At 54.8% G+C, this 3,337-nt stretch carries 3 protein-coding genes; 1 reads left to right on the forward strand and 2 read right to left on the reverse strand.

Annotated elements, in window-relative coordinates; all coding sequences use genetic code 11:
- Both RTK32_RS20300 and miaB read right to left on the reverse strand, forming a co-directional pair.
- A partial coding sequence (locus tag RTK32_RS20300) for a PhoH family protein (protein ID WP_312047107.1) occupies positions 1–911 on the reverse strand: 911 nt, incomplete at its 3' end.
- Positions 912–1,123: 212 nt separating this feature from the next.
- Positions 1,124–2,548 (reverse strand): tRNA (N6-isopentenyl adenosine(37)-C2)-methylthiotransferase MiaB, encoded by a 1,425-nt coding sequence (miaB, locus tag RTK32_RS20305; RefSeq protein WP_312047109.1) that lies wholly within the window; start codon positions 2,546–2,548, stop codon positions 1,124–1,126.
- A gap of 173 nt (positions 2,549–2,721) precedes the next feature.
- On the opposite strand from miaB, the gene RTK32_RS20310 reads away from it, so the two are divergent.
- The coding region (locus RTK32_RS20310; protein WP_312047111.1) for an FAD-dependent oxidoreductase at positions 2,722–3,337 on the forward strand (616 nt) is incomplete at its 3' end.

The following is a 3,337-nucleotide window of genomic DNA, read 5'->3' on the forward strand; positions in this document are numbered from 1 at the left end:
CTGTGGAAGAAGTTAAAGCTAATCTCCTCCACGTCGGCAAGCACTTCAATCGCATGGCGCAGGCCCGATTTCAGATTACGCGGCAGGTCAATCTGCGTGACGTCGCCGGTAATAACCGCTTTAGAGTTGAAGCCGATGCGGGTCAAAAACATCTTCATCTGCTCGATGGTGGTGTTCTGGCTTTCATCCAGAATAATAAAAGCATCGTTCAGCGTGCGGCCGCGCATATAGGCCAGCGGGGCAACTTCGATCACGTTGCGCTCAATCAGCTTTTCCACGCGCTCGAAGCCCAGCATCTCAAACAGCGCGTCATACAGAGGACGCAGATAAGGATCGACCTTTTGGCTCAGATCACCAGGCAGGAAGCCCAGCTTCTCGCCAGCTTCCACCGCCGGACGCGTCAACAGAATACGGCGCACTTCCTGACGCTCCAGCGCGTCTACAGCTGCCGCCACCGCCAGGTAGGTTTTCCCCGTACCGGCCGGGCCGATACCAAAGGTAATATCATGATCGAGCATATTTGCCACGTACTGCGCCTGATTGGGCGTACGCGGCTTGATGACGCCACGTTTGGTCTTGATAGTCACCGCTTTGCCGTATTCAGGCACGCTGTCCGCCGACTGTTCCAGGACCCGGCTCTCTTTAATCGCCAGATGGATCTGTTCAGGATCGATATCCGGGATATGCCCACGTACCGGGGCCGTATCGACATAAAGGTCGCGCAGAATACGAACGGCAGCATCGACAATCAATGATTTACCCGTCAGCTTAAAGGCATTATCACGACGATTAATCTCAATGCCTAACCGGCGTTCCAGCTGCTTGATATTGTCGTCAAAAGGGCCGCACAGGCTTAGTAAGCGATGATTATCAGCAGGATCTAAAGTGATTTCGCGTGTTTCAATATTCAAACTAATCCTTTGGGTCGCTCAGGGCCAGGTTGAGGATGGCTTTTCACAGGCGGGTCACCTCAGTAACGTCGTGACCCTATGGGAATTATTTATGGCTACGCCATAATGCGCAAGCGCAGGTGAAGATATTTGGGCAGAGTGCGCAGAAAGCAAGCCGTGTACGCGTTTTCAGGCGGCGAACCTGTGAGATTCGCCGCAAAAGTTTGGTGGGATCAGGGCTGGAAGAGACCGACGCCCAGCTCATTTTCCTTGCGCGTGCGTGCGATCACAGAAGCAGGAGACTCATTGATACGCAGGCCCATTTCCGCTTCGGTGCGCACCACTTTGCCGCGCAGCGAGTTGGTATAAACATCGACTATCTCGACATCCACAAACTTGCCGATCATCTCTGGCGTGCCTTCAAAGTTAACCACGCGGTTATTTTCTGTGCGGCCCGACAGCTCCATGACGTTTTTGCGTGAGGTGCCCTCCACCAGGATACGCTGCACGGTGCCGACCATACGGCGACTCCATGCCATCGCCTGCTGGTTAATGCGATCCTGCAGGATCCACAGACGCTGCTTTTTCTCTTCTTCCGGTACGTCATCTGGCAGATCCGCCGCTGGCGTGCCGGGACGGGCTGAATAGATAAAGCTGTAGCTGGTATCAAAATTGACTTCGCCAATTAGCTTCATCGTCTGCTCAAAATCCTGCTGGGTTTCCCCCGGGAAGCCGATGATAAAATCAGAGCTTATCTGAATATCAGGACGCGCCGCGCGCAGCTTGCGAATGATCGCTTTATATTCCAGCGCGGTATGGGCGCGCTTCATTAGCGTCAGGATACGATCGGCGCCGCTCTGTACAGGCAGATGCAGGAAGCTGACCAGTTCTGGCGTATCACGGTAGACTTCAATTATGTCGTCTGTAAATTCAATCGGATGGCTGGTGGTAAAGCGGATACGGTCAATGCCGTCGATGGCCGCCACCAGACGCAGCAGGTCAGCAAAGGTGCAGACTTCGCCGTCAAACGTTTCGCCACGATAGGCATTAACGTTCTGACCCAGCAAATTGACCTCACGTACGCCCTGGGCCGCCAGCTGAGCGATTTCAAACAGGATATCATCGCTCGGGCGGCTGACTTCTTCACCGCGGGTGTAGGGCACCACGCAGAAAGTACAATATTTATTACAGCCTTCCATGATGGAAACAAACGCCGTCGGGCCGTCTGCTTTCGGTTCCGGCAGGCGGTCGAATTTTTCAATCTCCGGGAAACTGATGTCGACAATCGGGCTTTTTGAGCCGCGCACGGTATTGATCATTTCCGGCAGGCGATGCAGCGTCTGCGGGCCGAAAACGATATCGACGAAATGGGCACGCTGGCGAATATGCTCGCCTTCCTGCGATGCCACGCAGCCGCCTACGCCGATGACCACATCGGGATTGCGATCTTTCAGCGTTTTCCAACGTCCAAGCTGATGGAAAACTTTTTCCTGGGCCTTTTCACGAATGGAACAGGTGTTGAGCAGCAGCACATCGGCCTCTTCCGCCACTTCCGTCAGGGAATAGCCGTGGGTGCTGTTTAACAGGTCAGCCATTTTGGATGAGTCATACTCATTCATCTGACAGCCCCAGGTTTTGATATAAAGTTTTTTCGTCATCTGGTTGCCATTTATCATGCAGGAGAGAATGCAGGGCGCGTATTGTAAAGCTTTGCCGCTGTGGTGACCAGCGCCTTGCCGTTTTCTCAACAGCCGCTAAAAATCCGGTACACTTAGGGTAACAGAATTAGCCCGTATAAAGCGCAAGGATGTCCACTGGACAGGAAAATATGATGACAGAAATAATGCAAAAATGGGATGTCGCTATTGTGGGCGGCGGCATGGTAGGCGCGGCGCTGGCCAGCGGACTGGCGGCTCAGGGCTTTCAGGTGTCGGTGTTGGAAAAGCAGGAGCCGGCTGAATTCCTGCCCGAGAGCGACCCGGATATCCGTATTTCCGCGCTGGGCGCCTCTTCGGTTGATTTACTGAAGCAGCTGGACGTGTGGCCTCACGTTCAGGCTATGCGTAGCGCGCCGTACCGCAAGCTTGAAACATGGGAATGGCAAACGGCAAAAGTGGGGTTTGACGCTGCCTCACTGGGATTACCGGAGCTGGGCTTTATGGTAGAGAACAGCGTGCTGCAGCGAGCGCTCTGGCAGCGGCTGCAGCAGCAGGAAGTGACGCTGAATACGCCTGCGCGGCTACAGGCGCTGCAGGCCTGCAATGGCGGCTGGGCACTGACGCTGGCGGATGGCGAAACGATCCACGCCAGGCTGGTTGTGGGTGCGGACGGTGCGAATTCTCAGGTCCGCCAGCTGGCGGGTATTGGCATTCGCGGCTGGAACTATGCGCAGGCCTGCATGTTAATCAGCGTACGCTGTGAGCATGATGCAGGAGATTGTACCTGGC

This window comes from Erwinia sp. (assembly GCF_031978025.1).
Classification (GTDB): domain Bacteria; phylum Pseudomonadota; class Gammaproteobacteria; order Enterobacterales; family Enterobacteriaceae; genus Erwinia.